Here is an 18,889-nt window from a genome sequence, read left to right as displayed (position 1 = left end):
ATAAAAAATTCCCCAGTCTGGACCATCACTCTACACTCCATGTCTAAAAGTTATATAGAATGATTATCCGTTATTAGTGGGGAATTTGGTACCGTTGTTATAAGGGATTTTATCACCGTTACTAACAGAAGAAGGCTGAGGCTTTCTTCTTTTTTGTTGTGCTATTTTAATTAAATAGTAAAAGTCATGTTTCTCTTTATTACTTATAAATATAAACCTAAATAAAATTGTACTTGTTTCTATGCCATTTAGTTATAGATTCTATTCGAGAAATATATGGAAGTGAGAAAAGCGTTTCTCCTCCTGCATGATTGCGTTTACAGTGATTTTCACTGTCTTGTATGTTAGCAATACGCTTGCTACACTTTGATCATTCTTAACGTAAAGGAGCATGTCGCAATGACTGGAGAAAAGCAGTTGCAGCAACAATTAATGGATCTTAATGAAAGAGAAATGAAGTTGCTTCAAAAGTTTGAAATAGAGCGTGAAACAATTATGAATCAAATGCACGGTAGCGCGTCTGTCGTTACAAGAGCTCCAATTTCCGAAATCGTAGAAATCCTTGAACGTTCTCAAGTGGCAATGGGGCCGCTTTACCTGACAGATCTACTAGAGAAGCATTATAGAATCACGATTTCTAAGTCATCCCTCTTTAATATTCTTGAAATGCTTGCTGAGTCAAAAGAATATCCTATTACTCGGATTAGTGAAAAAGGATTTAAATATAGTAAATAAGCTATAAAGAGTTGAATTTCGTCATTTGTTTCTAACAACACAGATTTACTCGATTAGGGTATGAATCTAGAAAATAATTTACTAGCAGAGCCATTAAGAAAGAAAAGGTGATTAGAATGGACAATGTATTCGAAGATACAAATATGAAGTCTACCAATGAGTCCAGAACGGCTAAAGCAACCGTAGTCAATCCGACTCACACAAATATTCATGGAACATTATTTGGAGGTCAACTGATGGCCTTTATTGATGACGTTGCTCTTATTTCAGCAACTCGTCATTCAAGAAGACCCTGTGTAACAGCTTCAACCGATTCAGTAGATTTTCTTCATCCGATTAACCAAGGAGACATTGTTTGTCTTGAATCCATGGTGACGTGGACTCATAAGACATCAATGGAGGTTTTCGTTAAAGCAATTGCAGAGAAAATGTTCACTGGTGAACGTCACGTATGTGCGACTGCGCTTTTAACATTTGTAGCCCTTGATGAAGAAGGAAATCCAGTTGAAGTACCAGGTGTTTACCCTGAAACAGAAGAGGAGAAATTCTTGAATGAAACAGCTGTTGAACGAAAAGAGATTCGTAAAGGTCGCAAAGGTGAAAGTAGAAAGCTAGCTCGTGAATTTGGAACACCAAAGCCTTGGGATGCAGCTCAGTTTACTACATTGTAAAGTTGTTTCTTATTCTATGTGACAAGGTTACGAATATCCAATGATGAGTTTTCTTTTATGATCATAGCATTCTCTCCCTAACTTGTTGTAAGATGGGGGGAGAAGTTGTGATTAGAGAGGGGAACTTACCAGTATGCAAGGAATATTAATTGCTTTATTCGTTCCGGCAATTATCATGGTCGTGTTTACGCGAGTTACATATAATACTTACGTTAGTTTCGGGTTAACGATTTTATTTATGTGGGCTGTGTTTGGTGGAATCGATCATCCGATACATTTGATTGTCTTAACGGTTTTGTCAGCGCTTGTTGGATTTTACTTTTCAATGAAAACACAAAAACAAAATAAGAAGAAAATGAAGTAGCGCCTATTTTAAAAAGAATAGGCGCTTCTTTTTCGTCCAATACTGGTAAATGAAGAGACACATTAAGCAAATGATATAGAGAAATAGAATGAGTAGGCCTGAAATTGATTGATGGAATAGCTGTAATAGAATACTAACTAATGTAAAAAAGTAAAGGATACCAAGGAGATTCTTTATTGTGGTTTCAGTGAAAGAATCTGTCATTCCAGCCCCAATTCTAGCTCCAATGACTGCTCCACTCACTAAGAGAATGGCGAGGGTGGTCGGAATGGTAACCGTTTGAATATATGAGAAAAAACCGGTCAATACAATGAAGAAGATCGAAGTTAAAGATGTACCTACTGCAAGGCGTGGCGGGAGACGTAGTACATGAATTAAAAGTGGTACCATGACAAAACCGCCCCCCACTCCAAGAGTAGAAGAAATAAATCCGCCTAGTAAGCCGATTAAAATTGTTCGAAGAGGGGAAACAGAAATAGAAGAATTTTCTTCATCTATAGTTTGTCCTTTGGAAAGCATGGATATGGAAAAGTATGCAAGAAGAACGATATATAAAGTTGAGATAACAGGACCATCGATTTTGCTCTCTTCCATATATAAGACAAGTGGTTGAGCAAGCTGTGTGCCGACCATGCCACTAATCGATAGAAAAAGAGTCACTTTCCATAGAATTCTTCTACTTTGAATATACTTCAAAGCTCCAGAAATCGAAGTACTCATGCTATAAAGAAGGCTAATGGTGATTGCTGTTGCAGGTGAATAACCAAGTAACAAAAGGATAGGTGTGAGGAGAAATCCCCCGCCTACGCCAAAAAATCCTGAGACAGCACCGATCGAGAGGCCAAGTGGTAAAGCCCATAAAAGCAGCAATGTTAAAACTCCTTTGTAGTAATACTTAGTAATCCCTTTAAGTGCGTGAATTCTGCTACACTGTGAATCAATCTTTAACAGCATACAACAGTTTTGAATGAAGAGAAAGATAACCTTGAAAATGCAATGCGAATATCAGTTCGCTTTAATTGAAGTTTAGACCATATTCTGTGATATAATAAGTGACATGGATGATAGGAACGGAGGCGAAGATGGTGGAAAAAAAGTTCGAGTTGGTATCTGATTATAATCCTCAAGGCGACCAGCCTGAAGCCATTAAGAAACTTGTACAAGGTGTTCATAATAATGAACGCCACCAAACGTTGCTCGGCGCAACAGGGACTGGTAAAACGTTCACAATGTCTAACGTGATACAAGAGGTGAATAAACCGACCCTCATTATTGCGCACAATAAAACGCTTGCTGGTCAATTATATAGTGAATTTAAGGAGTACTTTCCGCATAATGCTGTGGAATATTTTGTAAGCTATTATGATTATTATCAACCAGAAGCGTACATACCTCAATCAGATACATTCATCGAAAAAGATGCAAGTATTAATGACGAAATAGATAAACTACGACATTCTGCTACATCCAGTTTGTTTGAGCGTAATGACGTCATTATTGTAGCAAGTGTTTCTTGTATTTATGGTCTCGGTAATCCAGAAGAATACAGAAGCCTAGTACTTTCGCTTCGAAAAGGTATGGAAAAAGATCGTGATCAACTGTTGCGCAATATGGTTGATATTCAATATTCGCGAAATGATATTAATTTCACACGTGGTACGTTCCGGGTTAGAGGAGACGTTGTGGAAATTTTCCCTGCCTCACGAGATGAACACTGTATTCGCGTCGAATTTTTTGGAGATGAAATTGACCGTATTACTGAAGTAAATTCACTAACAGGTGAAATTCTTGGAGAAAGAGAGCACGTGGCTATATTCCCAGCTTCCCACTTCGTTACCCGTGAAGAAAAGTTGAAAATCGCGATACAGCGAATTGAAGCTGAGCTTGAAGAGAGACTGAAGGTTTTAAATGAAGAAGGAAAGCTTCTTGAAGCTCAACGTCTTGAACAGCGAACGAGATACGATATTGAAATGATGGCTGAAATGGGCTTTTGTTCAGGAATTGAAAACTATTCCAGGCATTTGACACTGAGAGAAGCAGGTGCAACGCCATATACGTTAATGGACTACTTTCCAGATGATTTCTTAATTATGGTTGATGAATCTCACGTTACGCTTCCCCAAGTAAGAGGAATGTACAATGGAGATCAGGCAAGAAAAGGTGTGCTAGTGGATCATGGCTTCCGCTTGCCATCAGCAAAAGACAATCGCCCACTTCGCTTTGAAGAATTTGAAGAGAAGGCTCATCAATTTGTTTATGTATCTGCAACGCCAGGGCCATATGAAGAAGAACATTCAACCAAAGTTGTCGAACAAATTATCCGTCCAACCGGTCTGCTTGATCCGACGATTGAAATTCGTCCTATCGAAGGTCAAATTGATGACTTATTAGATGAAATTAATCAGCGATCTGCACGTAATGAGCGAGTGCTGGTGACGACACTTACGAAAAAGATGTCAGAGGATTTAACGGATTATTTACTTGAAATGGGGGTAAAGGTACGTTACCTTCACTCTGAAATAAAGACGCTCGAGCGTATTGAAATTATTCGTGATCTCAGATTAGGTGTATTTGACGTTCTTGTAGGAATTAACCTCTTAAGGGAAGGTCTTGATATTCCGGAAGTATCCCTTGTGACAATTTTGGATGCAGATAAGGAAGGGTTCTTACGATCTGAACGTTCTTTAATTCAAACAATCGGACGTGCTGCTCGAAATTCAGGTGGCCATGTTATCTTGTATGCTGATAAAATCACCAATTCAATGGAAGTGGCAATGAATGAAACGAGTCGTAGAAGAGAAATTCAACAAAAATACAACGCAAAATACGGCATTACTCCGACAACCATTCAAAAGAAAGTGCGTGAAGGTATAAGAGCAACGGTTGCAGCTGAAGATGGTGAAGAATACAAGATTCCTAAGCAAGGTAAGATGACGAAGCAAGAGCGTGCTAAAGTGATTGAAAATGTGGAAACTGAAATGAAGGAAGCTGCACGAGAACTGAATTTCGAACGTGCTGCAGAACTTCGTGACCTACTATTAGAGCTTAAAGCGGAAGGATGACGAACAGATGGCAAACGATGAAATCGTCGTCAAAGGGGCAAGAGCCCATAATTTAAAAAATATAGATGTATCGATCCCAAGAGATAAGCTTGTTGTTGTAACAGGCTTGTCAGGATCAGGAAAATCATCTCTAGCATTTGATACGATTTATGCAGAAGGACAGAGACGGTATGTTGAATCGTTATCAGCATATGCAAGACAATTTCTTGGACAAATGGATAAGCCGGATGTAGATGCTATTGAAGGTCTGTCTCCCGCCATTTCCATTGATCAAAAGACAACGAGTCGTAACCCTCGTTCAACAGTCGGAACGGTAACCGAGATTTATGACTACCTCCGTCTTCTATTTGCAAGAATTGGTCGCCCTGTCTGTCCACGTCATGGCGTAGAAATTACGTCACAGACGATCGAACAAATGGTTGATCGGATACTGACTTATGAAGAGCGAACAAAGCTCCAAATTTTATCCCCAGTCGTTTCAGGTCGTAAAGGCGAACATGTAAAAGTACTAGAAGATATTAAGAAGCAAGGCTATGTTCGCGTACGAGTAGATGGTGAGATGATGGAAGTTGCAGATGAGATCTCGCTTGAAAAAAACAAGAAACATTCCATTGAAGTTGTGATTGATCGTATTGTTGTGAAAGAAGGCGTTCAATCAAGATTAGCAGATTCCCTTGAAACCGCCCTTAATCTTGGTGGTGGCCAGGTGATTGTAGATGTTATGGGGCAGGAAGAGCTTCTCTTCAATCAGCATCATTCCTGTCCGTACTGTGGTTTTTCCATCGGGGAATTGGAGCCGAGATTATTTTCGTTTAACAGTCCTTTTGGTGCTTGTCCTTCTTGTGATGGCTTAGGACTGAAACTTGAAGTGGATCTTGACCTAGTCATACCGGATTGGGACAAATCCCTTCGAGAACATGCCATTGCACCTTGGGAGCCGGTAAGTTCCAATTACTACCCACAGCTACTTCAAAGTGTTTGTAATCATTTTGGAATTGATATGGATACCCCAGTAAACAAAATTCCTAGAGCACAGCTCGATAAAGTGCTTTATGGTAGCGATGGGGAAAAGATTTACTTCCGTTATGAAAATGATTTTGGGCAGGTACGTGAAAATAACGTTCCTTTTGAAGGGGTTATTCCAAACGTTGAACGACGCTATCGTGAAACTAGTTCAGATTATATCCGTGAGCAAATGGAAGCCTATATGGCACAAAAACCTTGTCCAACTTGTAAAGGTTATCGATTAAAGAAAGAAGCGCGCTCTGTCTTAATTAATGGAAAACATATTGGCGAAGCAACGGAATATGCGATTAAAGATGCTGCTGGCTTTTTTGATCAGTTGGATTTAACTGCAAAAGAAGCTACAATCGGAAAAATGATTTTACGAGAAATCCAGGATCGACTTGGCTTCCTTGTTAATGTTGGTTTAGATTATTTAACGCTTAACCGATCAGCTGGCACATTATCCGGCGGTGAAGCGCAGCGGATTAGGCTTGCAACACAGGTTGGGTCAAGATTAATGGGTGTACTTTATATTTTGGATGAACCGTCTATCGGATTACATCAGCGTGATAACGATCGTTTGATATCAACGCTTCAGAATATGCGGGATCTTGGGAATACACTTATTGTTGTAGAACATGATGAAGATACGATGTTAGCGGCAGATCATATTATTGATATAGGACCTGGTGCGGGAGCCCATGGTGGATACATTACCTCAGAAGGCTCGCCTGCTGAAATAATGGATGACGAGGATTCCTTAACTGGAGAATATTTATCAGGCAAGAAATTTATCCCTGTTCCGACTGAGCGTCGAAAACCAGACGGTCGATATATTGAAATAGTAGGGGCAAAAGAAAATAATCTAAAAAACACGAAGGCGAAGATTCCAATTGGATTATTCACCTGTGTAACGGGTGTATCTGGATCTGGTAAAAGTACACTTATTAATGAAATTTTATATAAAGCACTTGCTCAGAAACTCCATAAAGCAAAGGATAAACCAGGTGAGCATAAGAAGATAAATGGACTCGAGAATGTGGATAAAGTCATTGATATCGATCAGTCTCCAATTGGCCGTACGCCACGTTCAAATCCTGCAACGTATACAGGAGTTTTTGATGACATTCGTGATGTTTTTGCACAAACAAATGAAGCAAAAGTTCGCGGGTATAAGAAGGGACGATTCAGCTTTAACGTCAAAGGTGGACGTTGTGAAGCCTGTCGTGGCGATGGGATTATTAAAATTGAAATGCACTTCTTGCCAGACGTTTATGTCCCGTGTGAAGTATGTCATGGCAAACGCTATAATCGTGAAACGCTTGAAATTGAATACAAGGGCATGAATATTGCTGATATTCTTGAGATGACGGTAGAAGATGGTCTAGATTTCTTTAAAAACATTCCAAAGATTAATCGTAAGCTACAAACGCTTTATGATGTCGGGTTAAGCTATATTAAATTAGGTCAGCCAGCAACAACCGTATCCGGTGGTGAAGCGCAACGTGTGAAGCTAGCTTCACAACTATACAAACGTTCAACGGGGAAAACCCTATATATTCTTGATGAACCGACTACGGGATTACATGTAGACGATATTTCAAGGTTACTGGAAGTTTTACAGAGACTTGTTGAAAACGGTGATTCTGTCCTCATTATTGAGCATAATCTAGATGTTATTAAAACCGCTGATTACCTCATTGATCTCGGACCTGAAGGAGGCGACGGTGGTGGTGAAATCATTGCAACTGGCACACCAGAAAAAATTGTAAAAGAAGAGCGTTCTTATACGGGAAGTTACCTTGCCCCAATTCTAGAGCGTGATAAGAACCGGATGAAGAAAAGGTTAGAACAAACACAGTCAGTATAATTGGAAAAGACAGCGATCGCTGTCTTTTCGTTTTTCTTTTTCATTTTTGAAACTTTCTTTTTGACGAATCGTATAGATAGTTAGAGAATATTGAAAGGGGAAGCAATTATGTCTGTTGAGAAAGTGATGTCCTCCCTTTGTTATTTTAGCGTTTTTTTCGCACCGTTTCTTTTCCCAATCATCGTTTATTTTGTGGTGAAGGATGAAGAAGTTTCTTACCATGCGAAGCGCTCGATTTTTTCTCATCTCCTTCCATTTCTCACTATCCTTCTTGCGTTGGTGGCTGTTTTTATGATGGATATAGGAGTTGTGATCATTTTAGGTTTTCTATTGTTTAGTTTACTTAATGTCATTGTGTTTGTTTGGAACATTGTCAAAGGTATTCAGGTTCTCCGCTGGTAATCGTACATGGGTTCACACGAATTTAAAAAAGGAGATGTTTTGAATGAATGAAGAACGTAGAATGATTTTGAAAATGATTGAAGATGGTAAAATATCAGCTGATGAGGGTGCGAAACTATTAAAAGCTCTTGGCACAAACGAAAAATCCGAAGAAACGAAGCAAGAGAAGTCTTCAGATTCTAACGCGGATCGGTCGGCACCAGCATATAGAGTAGGTCAATTCGTTGAGTCGCTCATTCAAAAAGTAAAGGATATGGATCTTGATTTCAACTTTGGTTCTTCTGAAGAGGTTTCCCATGTTTTTGAACAATCAGAGGTTTCGACGGATACACTTGATGTTCATGTTCGAAATGGGGAAATTACATTTCAAACTTGGGACCGTAACGACGTAAAAATTGATTGTCGCGCTAATGTATACAGAGTGTCTAATCAGAAAGATGCCATGGATAAGCTTCTCCGTGAAACATACTTTTCCGTTGATAATGATAAAGTAACTTTTAAATCAGAACGTGCGGATGTGAAAGTGAATTTAGTTATTTATGTTCCTGCTAAAGAATATCAAGGTGTATGGATAACGACCTTCAATGGTGACGTTACAGGTGAAGGAATGAACTCTGCGAAAGCGAAGTTAAAAACAGGTAATGGTAAAATTGGCATTCGAAAATCTACGGTGAAAGTGCTTGAAGCTGAGACCGGAAACGGCGCAATTTCTGTAGAAGATACAAATGGAGAAGTTTGTGAGCTCGAGACAGCAAACGGCCCAATTACAATTGATGGTACATTTGTTGAAGCAGATGCGCAATCCATGAACGGAGCTATTCGTCATACTCTTACCAATCCAGTAAGCGGAAGTGCAGACCTTAAAACAGTGAACGGTACGATTCAAATTGTTGTGCCGAAGGGTATGAATATTAAAGGTGATCTAAAATCGACGATTGGAGCGATTACGACTGACCTTGATCATATGAGTATTATTCGCGAGAAGAAAGAAATTTCTCATCGATTGAAGAAGTTTAGAACAGAAGAAGAATCAGAACATAACTATCGAATTGAAGCCAATTCGACTGCTGGTTCCATTTCAGTATCGTATCTTTGATTGCTCGAATAAGGTGTAATTAACAGTTTATACTATTAAGGTCAATTGTAAGGAGGAATCGTGATGCGCCATTGGATTGTAAGCTTACTCGTCAACAGTATAGTATTAATGGTCGTAGCAGGATATTTTGAAGGTTTTTACCTTCAAGGAATCGGGTCGGCTATACTGGCAAGCGTGCTCCTTGCAATTGTGAATGTTTTTGTGAAGCCGATTTTAATTTTACTTACGCTTCCTGTTACGATTGTCACTCTGGGTCTGTTTCTCATTGTTATTAATGCTATTACGCTTATGATAACGGCCTTTTTAATGGGAGAAGCTTTCGTAATTGATGGTTTTATGATGGCCATTCTTGCTGCGCTTATTATAGGTTTGTTGAACTTGTTAATTGATAAAGTGATTATCGAACCTATTCGTAATAAAGCCTAAAAGCACGCCCTCTTGTGAGGGCGTGTTTTTCGTCGCATTCGGGAGTGCTTTTTCTGGTAAGATAATAAGAAAAGGAGGGGTGTGCATGTCATTTCATAACCAGAGCATTTTGCCTGCTGTTAGGAAGATGCGTGATTTTGAAACATTATTGAACAGTAAGTATACATATATCGTGCTTTTAGATACGCACATTGGTCAGTTGAAATCGGTAATTAAGGAAGGGAATCGAGCAGGGAAAAAGATTCTTCTTCATGCTGATTTAGTTCAAGGGTTAAGGAATGATGAACATGGTGCAGAATTTCTCTGTCAGGAAGTAAAGCCTGCTGGATTAATTTCTACAAGATCGAGCGTTCTTTCCGTTGCTAAACGGAGAGGGATTCTTTCTGTGCAGCGTTTGTTTATGCTTGATTCAATGGCCCTTGATACCAGTTACAGCATGGTCAGAAATACGAAGCCAGACTGTGTTGAGGTATTGCCTGGTATCATTCCGCAGGTTTTTGAAGAGCTTCATGAACAAATTAAAGTGCCTATTTTCGCAGGAGGATTTATTCGTTCAGTTGAGGATGTAGAAGCGGCGTTAAGAGGTGGTGCTGCTGCTGTAACAACCTCTAAGAAAGAGCTGTGGAGACATTTCCAACCAAATTAATCCAGTTGACATCGCTTACATTTATCTGCTTAAATAGTTATTAGGTTAATAACTCGTGCCTGAGATGAGGAGAACCACACACAAGTCCTATCATATAGATAGGAAATATTGTTGTGGTTTTTTTTATTTACCCTTTTAGAATAATAAAAAAAGGGAATAGATACATGGAAGAGTTTTTACCTAAACTCAAGAGGAAGGTGACTAAGTTGACTCCATTTATTGGTGAAATATTAGGAACTATGATTTTAATCATTTTTGGTGGTGGCGTTGTTGCAAACGTTAACTTAAAAGATTCTAAAGCTCAGGGAGGTGGATGGATCGTTGTAGCCCTCGGTTGGGGACTTGGTGTTGCGATGGGTGTTTATGCTGTTGGACAAGTTAGTGGGGCTCACCTCAATCCAGCTGTAACATTAGGACTAGCTGCCGTTGGCGATTTTCCATGGAGCGATGTACCGAGCTACATAACGGCGCAAATGATTGGTGCATTTCTCGGTGGATGTATTGTGTATTTTCATTTTCTACCTCATTTTCGTAGAGAAGATGATAAAGCGCTTAAATTAGCTGTTTTTTCTACTGACCCTGCTATACCGCATACGTTCAGCAACTTTTTAAGTGAGTTTATTGGGACGGCTATGCTTTTAATTGGGTTACTAGCGATTGGTTCTAATGAATTTACCGATGGACTGAATCCATTCATCGTTGGTTTTCTCATTGTAGCTATTGGTCTATCACTAGGCGGTACGACTGGTTACGCCATTAACCCTGCTCGCGATCTTGGTCCAAGAATCGCACATTTTTTCTTACCTATTCCAGGTAAAGGTGATTCGAATTGGCAATATGCATGGATTCCAGTTATAGGGCCAGTGTGTGGGGGAATGTATGGAGCCATTCTTTTTAAAGCCGTAACAGAAGCAAGTTATGGTATGATTTTCTGGATAGCTACAGTGATTACAGCCATTTTATTTATTGTGTTGTATCAGCTTAGTGATAAACTTCAAGATTCTGTTCACTCTTCTTCAGAGGCTAAAAATTAATCTTCATAACTATATTTAGGGAGGAATTATCATGTCAGAGAAGTTCATTCTATCATTAGACCAAGGAACTACGAGTTCGCGTGCCATTTTGTTTAATAAGAAAGGTGAAATTGTAAACGTTGCTCAAAAAGAATTTAAGCAGCATTTTCCTAAGGCTGGTTGGGTTGAGCACGATGCTCAAGAAATCTGGAGCTCTATTCTTTCGGTAATGGCTCAAGTACTTTCGTCCACTTCTGAGTTGTCTGCGAAAGACATTGAAGCCATCGGGATTACAAATCAACGTGAAACAACAGTTGTTTGGGATAAGAATACTGGTAAGCCAATTTATCATGCAATTGTATGGCAGTCTCGCCAAACAGCCGGAATTGTCAATGAATTAAAAGAACAGGGTTATGGAGAAATGGTTCGAGATAAAACTGGTCTTCTAATCGATGCTTACTTTTCTGGAACGAAAGTTAAATGGATTCTGGATAATGTTGATGGTGCACGCGAGAAGGCTGAGAATGGGGATCTTCTCTTCGGTACAATTGATTCCTGGTTAATCTGGAAACTATCTGGTGGGGAAGCACACGTGACAGATTATACTAATGCTTCTCGTACGATGATGTATAATATTTATGACTTAAAATGGGACGATGAGTTGCTTGAAATGCTGAATGTTCCTAAATCAATGCTTCCTGAAGTTCGCCCATCTTCTGAAGTATATGCTAATACAGTCGATTACCATTTCTTCGGTCAAAATGTCCCGATTGCTGGGGTGGCCGGAGACCAGCAAGCAGCACTATTTGGCCAAGCATGTTATGAAAAAGGAATGGCTAAGAACACATATGGTACGGGTTGTTTCATGCTTATGAATACAGGTGAAAAAGCGGTTAAATCAGATAATGGACTTCTCACGACTATCGCATGGGGCGTTGATGGAAAAGTGGAATATGCACTTGAAGGTAGTATCTTCGTCGCAGGATCAGCAATTCAATGGTTAAGAGATGGATTACGTATGTTTAACGAAGCACCAGAAAGTGAGCGCTATGCGGAACGTGTAGAGTCAACAGACGGTGTGTATATGGTACCTGCCTTTGTTGGTCTTGGTACACCTTATTGGGATAGCGATGTAAAAGGTGCTGTATTTGGATTAACTAGAGGAACGAGTAAGGAGCACTTTGTTCGTGCAACTCTTGAATCACTTGCTTATCAAACAAGAGATGTTCTTGATGCGATGACAGCTGATTCTGGCATAGACTTGAAAACACTTCGCGTCGATGGAGGGGTAGTAAACAATAGCTTCTTGATGCAATTCCAGAGCGATATCATTGGTGTACCTGTTGAGCGCCCGACTGTTAGTGAGACGACTGCACTTGGTGCAGCTTATCTTGCAGGACTTGCGACAGGATATTGGAAAAATAAAGAAGAGATCAAAAAGCAATGGATGATTGATCACACGTTTGATCCTGAAATGAAAGAAGATCAGAGAGAAGAGCTTTACGGAGGATGGAAGAAAGCTGTAAATGCTACAATGGCTTTTAAATAATCCTTTTTTGTAGGCATAGTCTTCTAACTGTGCTACAATGGAAACAAGTTAATATAGTTCTGGTCGGAGAATAGGAGAAGACCACAGCGCCCAAGCATAGTTTGTTATGCTCTGGTGTGTTGTGGTCTTTTTTTGTCCTTTAAACCAGTTTTCTTAGTAGGAATGTTCAATCTTATGCTTAAGAAACCCTACATTAGGGGTAAAGTACTGAAGAGGTATTAATTAATCATTTTAAAAATGTAAGTGTTTATATAACAAAAGGGAGTGTGTTCATCTTGGTTAAACCATTTTCAGGATTACAAAGAAGCGTTGTGCTTGATCAAATTGTATCAGAGGAGTTAGATGTACTCGTTGTTGGAGGCGGAATTACAGGGGCAGGTATCTTGCTTGATTCTGCATCACGTGGAATGAACTCGGCTGTTATCGAAATGCAGGATTTCGCTGCTGGTACGTCAAGTCGTTCAACGAAACTTGTTCACGGTGGATTGCGTTATTTGAAAAATCTCGAAATTGGATTAGTCGCTGAAGTTGGGAAAGAGAGAGCGATCGTTTATGAAAATGCTCCTCACGTTACAACACCTGAATGGATGCTACTACCAATTATTAAAGGCGGTACATTCGGCAAATTTTCTACTGGAGCTGGTCTTGCACTTTATGACAGACTGGCTGGTGTTAAACGGAAAGAAAGAAGAAGCATGCTTTCTAAGAAGGAAGCGCTAGACAAAGAGCCACTTCTTCGTAAAAGTGATGTGAAGGGAGGCGGATATTATGTTGAGTATCGAACAGATGATGCCCGTCTCACGCTTGAAATTATGAAAGAAGCCGTTCATCGCGGTGGAAAAGCTGTAAACTATGTGAAAGCAGAACAGCTTTTATATGAAGATGGTAAGATTGTTGGTGTACGAGCTAAAGACGTTGTAACAGGTGAAACACGTGAGATTAGAGCGAAAAAAGTTGTGAATGCAGCTGGTCCATGGGTCGATGAGATTCGTGGTCTTGATCAATCGAAAAAAGGTAAGCACATGTTCCTAACTAAAGGGGTTCACCTAGTATTTGATCAATCTAAATTCCCACTTCAACAAGCCGTCTATTTCGACACGCCATTTAATGATGGGCGAATGATGTTTGCAATCCCACGCGCCGGCAAAACGTATATTGGTACAACGGATACACATTATACGAAAAATCCTGTACATCCTCAGATGACAGTGGAAGACAGAGATTATATTGTGGATGCAGCCAACTATATGTTCCCAAGCATTAATGTAACAAAAGAAGATGTGGAATCAAGCTGGTCAGGCGTACGTCCGTTGATTCACGAAGAAGGAAAAGACCCATCTGAAATTTCTCGTAAAGATGAGATCTTCCTATCAGATTCCGGTTTGATTACCATTGCTGGTGGTAAATTAACGGGCTATCGCAAAATGGCTGAAAAAGTCGTTAGTCTGATTGCGGATCAATTTAAAGAAGAAAAATATAAGAAATTTCCTGCTTCTACTACAAAAAATATGGTTCTCTCTGGTGGCTATGTTGGAGGAAGCAAAGGCTTTAAAGAATATGCAACAGAACAAGTTCGTAGAGGTACAACACTTGGTCTAAGTGTTAATGAAGCAGAAGCGCTCGTGCAGCGATATGGTTCTAACATTGAACGAATTTATCAAATTATTGAAACGGTCGGAACGGAAGCGAATTTCCATAACTTAAGTCTTGAAGTATTCGCTACCCTCATCTATGGTATTGAAGAAGAAATGGTGGCAACTCCACTTGATTACTTCAATCGTAGAACAAGTGCCCTTTACTTTGACATTGATTGGGTTCGTCGCTGGAAAGAGCCAGTTATCGAGTATATGGCTAAGCGACTTAACTGGTCAAATGAAATGAAACAAGCTCACATTCAAGAGCTAGATAAGCAAATGCATGATGCTGTTGTGCCATTAAAAGTAAAATAAGCTTTTCAAACCGAAGCATTCGCTTCGGTTTTTTTGTATTAAGGAGTGTTAATCTTTTTAAGAGTGAAAGTGGGGTCAGGTACGTATCTCCTAATCCCACTCTCAAAAAGGGCTCCAATTCTGTATGTGCTTTGAAATAGGAAATGGTACAATAGGGGAAGTTGAAATGGAACCGTCTTTTTGGTTCTTACATAGGAGGTTTACGAATGGTTAAAGTTCGTATGAAAGATGTCATTGAGAAGTTCAGTCTTGAGCTTGTGAGCGGGGAGGAAGGGATTCATCGTCCGATCACAACGAGTGATATTTCACGACCGGGACTAGAAATGGCTGGTTTTTTCACTTATTATCCAGCAGAACGTTTGCAGCTACTCGGAAAGACAGAGATGTCCTTCTTTCATGGTTTAACAGGTGAGCAGAAAGTAGAGCGGATGCAGAAGCTCTGTACAGACGAAACACCTGGGATAGTTCTTTCTAGAGATATGGAAGTTCCTGAGGAATTGATCGCGTCATCTAAAGAAAAAGATGTTCCTATTTTACGATCTAATATGACAACGACTCGCTTAAGCAGCCGCTTAACGAATTATCTTGAGAGTCAGCTTGCGCCAAACACTGCGATTCACGGCGTTCTTGTGGATATTTATGGCGTAGGTGTACTCATTACAGGCTCGAGTGGCGTAGGGAAAAGTGAAACAGCTCTTGAGCTTGTAAAGCGTGGACATCGTCTTGTAGCAGATGATTCCGTGGAAATCCGTCAGGAAGCGGAAAATACGTTAGTCGGTAGCGCTCCTGAATTAATTCAACATTTACTTGAAATAAGAGGCCTCGGCATCATTAACGTCATGACTTTGTTTGGTGCAGGTGCGATTCGAAACTACAAAAAGATCTCCTTAGTGATGAATCTAGAACTTTGGGATTCGAAAAAGGTTTATGATCGTCTTGGTCTTGAAGAGGAGTATATGAAAATCATTGATTCGAATGTGCCAAGACTCGTTGTGCCAGTTCGTCCAGGACGAAACCTTGCGATCATTATAGAAGTAGCAGCGATGAATTTCCGTCTGAAAAATATGGGAATGAATGCAGCAAAGCAATTCTCAGAAAGACTAACAAGAGAGATTGAAGATGGAGACGAGCACGACAGCATCTAATCTTAATCAAGATATGGATAAAGGAGAGACAACGACATGCTAGCCTCAATACAGCCTCTTGATCGCGTCGCGCTAGAGCTGGGACCGATCTCGATTTACTGGTACGGCATTATCATTGCTTTTGGAGCTTACCTTGGCTTGCTTCTAGCTATGAGAGAAACAAAGCGCCAGGGCCTGCCAAAAGAAACCTTTGTTGATCTAATTTTATGGGCTGTCCCCATAGCCATTATTTCAGCGCGTATTTACTATGTCATTTTCCAGTGGAGCTACTACAAGGATAATCCTGGTGACATCTTTGCCATTTGGGAAGGTGGTATCGCCATTCACGGTGCATTAATTGGTTCTGTTATTACAGCTATTATTTTCACTAGAAAGCGTGGACTATCTTTCTGGAAAATTGCTGACATCGCCGCTCCGAGTATTATACTAGGGCAAGCGATCGGACGTTGGGGTAACTTTATGAACCAGGAAGCGCATGGGGGACCTGTCACAAGAGCATTTCTCGAGAACTTGATGCTTCCGGATTTTATTATTAATCAAATGTATATTGACGGGACTTATTATCACCCGACATTCCTTTACGAATCACTTTGGAACATAGCTGGAGTCGTGCTGCTTGTTATTCTTCAAAGAACGGCCGTTAAGCGAGGAGAAGTTTTCCTTGCTTACGTAACATGGTATTCTATTGGTCGCCTTTATATTGAGGGACTACGTACAGATAGTCTAATGTTAACGGAATCTTTAAGGGTAGCACAGGTGATTTCAGTCGTATTGATTGTTGTATCAATCGCTTTAATCATTTATCGACGCAAAGTAATGAAAGCAAAGCCTTATAACGAAAAAGGATAGGAGGAGTGTCATTGTGGGCATTTTGCGACGGGGCTTAAAAGCAGGGCTCATGACAACGTGGGACCTTGGGAAAATTATTTTTCCAATCACCTTAGTAATGACCCTCCTGCGTTATACACCTGTCCTCGAATGGATCGTTACGTTAATTGCTCCTGTCATGAAATGGATTGGCTTGTCTGGAGACGCAGCTATCCCTCTTGTGTTAGGGAATTTCTTGAATCTTTATGCGGGGATCGGAGCTATTCTTACACTCGATTTAACGGTCAAAGAGGTGTTTATTTTGGCTGTAATGCTTTCCTTTTCACACAATTTGCTTATTGAGTCAGGCGTAGCTGCAAGAGTGGGTGTAAAGTTATGGGTTATTCTTGCCGTTAGACTGGGGCTTGCTGTCCTCTCTGCTTTTATAATCAACATTGTCTGGCAGGGTGGAAGTGAACAGGCAGCTTATGGTTTTGTTTCTCAAACGAATGAAATGGTTACCGGTTGGGGCTCTATTATTCTTCAAGGATTAGAAAAAGCATCATTAGGTGTTCTTCAGCTCGCTCTGATCGTGATTCCACTTATGATTTTCATACAGGTTATGAAAGATTTATCCTGGCTTTCGACGTTTTCACGCTGGATGGCTCCAGTGACGAAGGGGTTAGGTATGAAAGAAAATACATCTACAACGCTTGCTGCAGGTCTTGTTTTTGGGCTCGCTTATGGAGCAGGAGTAATGATTCAAGCTGTAAAAGAAGATGGCGTTGAGAAGAAAGACCTTTACTTAGCGTTTATTTTTCTTGTAGCGTGTCATGCTGTCATTGAGGATACTCTTATTTTCATTCCTCTTGGAATTCCTGTTATCTGGCTGCTTCTCGTAAGACTTGTAACAGCCATTCTTTTAACGATTATCGTCTCAGTAATATGGAAGCGACGTGAATTGAACGCTTCAGAAAGAAAGGAACCATCGTATGAGCATTAACACAATTTTATTTGATTTAGACGGAACACTAATTAATACGAATGATTTAATTATGGCTTCATTTAGACATACGTTTGAACATTTTTATCCAGGTCGTTATGAGGATGAAGAGTTGAAGCAGTTTATTGGAGAGCCACTTTATCTGACATTTGCTAAGCATGATGAAAGTCGAGCGGAAGAAATGGTCGCTTATTATCGTGAACATAATATCGCAAATCACGATAAGCTTGTAACGGAATTCGATGGCGTTTTTGAAACGGTTAAGACGCTTTCTGAAAACGGATATAAGCTTGCAATTGTGACGTCAAAAATGAGAAACACAGTTGAAATGGGGTTAAAGCTAACTGAGCTTGATCAGTTCTTCCCAGTTGTCATCACAGTTGATGAAGTTGAGAACCCTAAACCGCATCCAGAACAGCTTGAAACAGCAATGAAGGAGCTTCATTCAGTTCGAGAAGAAACGATTATGGTTGGAGATAGCCAATACGATATTCTTGCTGGACAAAACGCAGGTGTTACGACTGTAGGTGTTTCGTGGACGATTAAAGGGAGCGACTTCCTGGCGTCGTTTAAGCCAGATTACCTTGTTGACCATATGGGAGAACTTCTTGAAATTGCTGGAGTCGAAAAGTGAGAAACACGGAGCGGTCCCCCGTTACTGGTAGCAACGCTCTCTGGCAAATTTATAAAACAGTCCCCTTTTGGAAGGTAGTTAAGAATTTTATTATTATTCAGCTTGCTCGGTATACCCCGTTTATTCCGATGAAAAATTGGTTATATAAGACATTTCTTGGAGTGAAAATCGGCGACCAAACCGCATTTGCCCTAATGGTGATGCTCGACATTATGTTTCCGGAGAAAATTTCAGTCGGGAAGAATTCAATTGTTGGTTACAATACGACCATTCTTGCTCATGAATATTTGATTGATGAGTATCGACTTGGGGATGTTGTAATTGGCGATCGCGTAATGATCGGAGCAAATAGTACTTTGCTTCCTGGCATTACGATTGGTGACGGAGCGATTGTTTCAGCTGGAACGCTAGTTCATAAAAGTGTGCCAGCAGGGGCTTTTGTTGGTGGGAATCCGATGCAGGTGATTTATACGAAAGAAGAACGAGCAAAGCATGATATATAGAAATCCCGT

Annotated in this window: 18 protein-coding genes; 17 read left to right on the top strand and 1 reads right to left on the bottom strand. The window is 40.1% G+C overall.

The window, feature by feature from the left end:
- Positions 1–399 precede the first annotated feature (399 nt).
- From ABVF21_RS19030 to ABVF21_RS19020, 3 genes are all read left to right on the top strand, one after another.
- A complete protein-coding gene (locus ABVF21_RS19030) occupies positions 400–735 on the top strand; it encodes a hypothetical protein (protein WP_371018772.1) in 336 nt (111 codons plus the stop codon).
- Between the two features lie 143 nt (positions 736–878).
- The gene (locus ABVF21_RS19025) at positions 879–1,406 is read left to right on the top strand and encodes an acyl-CoA thioesterase (protein WP_194219583.1); all 528 of its coding nucleotides are present in this window, start codon (positions 879–881) and stop codon (positions 1,404–1,406) included.
- 133 nt (positions 1,407–1,539) lie between these two features.
- Complete coding sequence (locus ABVF21_RS19020) at positions 1,540–1,770, top strand: DUF2198 family protein (protein ID WP_194218757.1); 231 nt, start codon at positions 1,540–1,542, stop codon at positions 1,768–1,770.
- A 3-nt stretch (positions 1,771–1,773) separates the two neighbouring features.
- Here the strand turns inward: ABVF21_RS19020 and ABVF21_RS19015 are convergent, their stop codons facing one another.
- The gene (locus tag ABVF21_RS19015; protein ID WP_303535164.1) at positions 1,774–2,640 is read right to left on the bottom strand and encodes a sulfite exporter TauE/SafE family protein; all 867 of its coding nucleotides are present in this window, start codon (positions 2,638–2,640) and stop codon (positions 1,774–1,776) included.
- A gap of 215 nt (positions 2,641–2,855) precedes the next feature.
- Here ABVF21_RS19015 and uvrB point away from each other — a divergent pair, with 215 nt between their 5' ends.
- From uvrB to ABVF21_RS18945, 14 genes are all read left to right on the top strand, one after another.
- The gene (gene uvrB / locus ABVF21_RS19010) at positions 2,856–4,832 is read left to right on the top strand and encodes an excinuclease ABC subunit UvrB (RefSeq protein WP_303535165.1); all 1,977 of its coding nucleotides are present in this window, start codon (positions 2,856–2,858) and stop codon (positions 4,830–4,832) included.
- Between the two features lie 7 nt (positions 4,833–4,839).
- On the top strand, positions 4,840–7,707 hold the full coding sequence (gene uvrA, locus ABVF21_RS19005; protein WP_303535166.1) for an excinuclease ABC subunit UvrA: 2,868 nt from the start codon (positions 4,840–4,842) through the stop codon (positions 7,705–7,707).
- Positions 7,708–7,815: 108 nt separating this feature from the next.
- Positions 7,816–8,109 carry a DUF4870 domain-containing protein gene (locus ABVF21_RS19000; protein WP_303535167.1) on the top strand — a complete coding sequence of 98 codons (294 nt, stop codon included), beginning with the start codon at positions 7,816–7,818 and terminating at the stop codon, positions 8,107–8,109.
- A 43-nt stretch (positions 8,110–8,152) separates the two neighbouring features.
- Positions 8,153–9,205: a DUF4097 family beta strand repeat-containing protein gene (locus ABVF21_RS18995; protein ID WP_371018771.1), complete on the top strand. Its 1,053-nt coding sequence runs from the start codon at positions 8,153–8,155 to the stop codon at positions 9,203–9,205.
- A 63-nt stretch (positions 9,206–9,268) separates the two neighbouring features.
- Positions 9,269–9,631, top strand: a complete 363-nt coding sequence (locus ABVF21_RS18990) for a phage holin family protein (protein ID WP_194218762.1) — start codon at positions 9,269–9,271, stop codon at positions 9,629–9,631.
- An 85-nt stretch (positions 9,632–9,716) separates the two neighbouring features.
- A complete protein-coding gene (locus tag ABVF21_RS18985; protein WP_194218763.1) occupies positions 9,717–10,277 on the top strand; it encodes a glycerol-3-phosphate responsive antiterminator in 561 nt (186 codons plus the stop codon).
- A 206-nt stretch (positions 10,278–10,483) separates the two neighbouring features.
- The gene (locus ABVF21_RS18980) at positions 10,484–11,311 is read left to right on the top strand and encodes an MIP/aquaporin family protein (RefSeq protein WP_194219585.1); all 828 of its coding nucleotides are present in this window, start codon (positions 10,484–10,486) and stop codon (positions 11,309–11,311) included.
- A 31-nt stretch (positions 11,312–11,342) separates the two neighbouring features.
- Positions 11,343–12,839, top strand: a complete 1,497-nt coding sequence (gene glpK / locus ABVF21_RS18975; protein ID WP_303535170.1) for a glycerol kinase GlpK — start codon at positions 11,343–11,345, stop codon at positions 12,837–12,839.
- A gap of 272 nt (positions 12,840–13,111) precedes the next feature.
- Positions 13,112–14,788, top strand: a complete 1,677-nt coding sequence (locus tag ABVF21_RS18970) for a glycerol-3-phosphate dehydrogenase/oxidase (RefSeq protein ID WP_303535307.1) — start codon at positions 13,112–13,114, stop codon at positions 14,786–14,788.
- 206 nt (positions 14,789–14,994) lie between these two features.
- Complete coding sequence (gene hprK, locus ABVF21_RS18965; RefSeq protein WP_303535171.1) at positions 14,995–15,933, top strand: HPr(Ser) kinase/phosphatase; 939 nt, start codon at positions 14,995–14,997, stop codon at positions 15,931–15,933.
- Between the two features lie 36 nt (positions 15,934–15,969).
- Entirely contained in the window at positions 15,970–16,782 is an 813-nt protein-coding gene (gene lgt, locus ABVF21_RS18960) for a prolipoprotein diacylglyceryl transferase (protein WP_303535172.1), read from the top strand.
- Positions 16,783–16,792: 10 nt separating this feature from the next.
- The gene (locus ABVF21_RS18955) at positions 16,793–17,743 is read left to right on the top strand and encodes a nucleoside recognition domain-containing protein (RefSeq protein ID WP_303535309.1); all 951 of its coding nucleotides are present in this window, start codon (positions 16,793–16,795) and stop codon (positions 17,741–17,743) included.
- Positions 17,733–18,377 (top strand): pyrophosphatase PpaX, encoded by a 645-nt coding sequence (gene ppaX, locus ABVF21_RS18950; protein ID WP_371018770.1) that lies wholly within the window; start codon positions 17,733–17,735, stop codon positions 18,375–18,377. The genes ABVF21_RS18955 and ppaX overlap by 11 nt, the downstream gene beginning before the upstream one ends.
- Positions 18,374–18,880, top strand: coding sequence for an acyltransferase (locus ABVF21_RS18945; protein ID WP_303535175.1), 507 nt, complete (start codon positions 18,374–18,376; stop codon positions 18,878–18,880). Before ppaX ends, ABVF21_RS18945 begins: the two co-directional genes overlap by 4 nt.
- Positions 18,881–18,889 lie beyond the last annotated feature (9 nt).

This window comes from Pseudalkalibacillus sp. JSM 102089, from assembly GCF_041366475.1.
In the GTDB taxonomy this organism is placed as follows: domain Bacteria; phylum Bacillota; class Bacilli; order Bacillales; family Guptibacillaceae; genus Guptibacillus; species Guptibacillus hwajinpoensis_B.
Note: the sequence above shows the minus strand (reverse complement) of the source record. Positions and strands in the feature narration are given on the sequence as shown.